This window comes from Mesorhizobium sp. WSM4311 (assembly GCF_002295115.1).
Classification (GTDB): domain Bacteria; phylum Pseudomonadota; class Alphaproteobacteria; order Rhizobiales; family Rhizobiaceae; genus Mesorhizobium.
Genome location: NZ_NSFV01000043.1, coordinates 1 through 1037 on the forward strand (window position 1 = coordinate 1; position 1037 = coordinate 1037).

Annotated in this window: 1 protein-coding gene; it reads left to right on the forward strand. The window is 62.4% G+C overall.

The genetic code is table 11. The features are described from left to right. Positions 1–88: 88 nt before the first annotated feature. Positions 89–1037 (forward strand): IS481 family transposase (locus tag CK226_RS34270; protein WP_095770220.1); only part of this gene is annotated, 949 nt, incomplete at its 3' end.

Sequence of the window (1037 nt, forward strand, 5' to 3'; positions counted from 1 at the left end):
CTAGGTGTGAGCTTTCGAGAGGTTGTCCATTCGGACCGGACCGAGGAGACTGGAGTTACCACGCTTCAGCATCCATCGGAGGGTCCGAATGAACATCCACAAGAATGCCCGTCTCACACCGCTGCGTCGAGAGGAGATGGCGTTATCGGTGATAGAAGGCGCTTTTTCCAAAGCCCATGCGGCGCGCGTCTATGGCGTGTCGGCCAAGATCGTGGCGCGCTGGGTCGAGCGCTATAAGACCAAAGGGCGGGCCGGCATGGTCGACCGCTCGTCGCGGCCCACCGTCATGCCGAGCCTGACCGAACAGTCCGTGGCCGAGCGCATCGCAGCCTTGCGTCGCCAGCGGCTGACCGGCAAGCACATCGCCCATGAGGTCGGCGTCTCGCCCGCCACCGTCAGCCGGGTTCTCAAGCGTGCCGGGCTGTCGCGGCTCAGGGATATCGAGCCGGCCGAACCGGTCCGGCGCTACGAGCGGGAGCATCCCGGCGAGATGATCCATATCGACATCAAGAAGCTCGGCCGCTTCAGCCAAGTCGGCCATCGTATCACCGGCGATCCGCAAAAGGGCAAGTCGCGCGGCGCCGGCTGGGAGTTCGTCCATGTCTGCATCGACGACGCGTCCCGCATCGCCTTCTCGCAAATCCTGCCCGACGAGAAAAAGGAGTGCGCCATCGCCTTCCTCAAGGCCGCGGTCGCCTATTACGCCAGCCTCGGCGTCACGATAGCCCGCGTCATGACCGACAACGGCTCCTGCTACAGATCAAAGGCCTTCGCCAAGGCCTGCCGCGATCTCGGCCTCAAGCACGTCACGACAAGACCCTATACGCCCAAGACCAATGGCAAGGCCGAGCGCTTCATCCAGACAGCACTGCGCGAATGGGCCTACGCCATTGCCTATCCGACATCCGATCATCGTGCCGCCGAACTGCCTGTCTGGCTGCACAGATACAATTGGCATCGTCCACATGGCAGCCTAAAGTCAAAAACGCCTATCAGTCGCCTCGCCCTGATCGAGGACAACCTGTTGAAGCTCCACA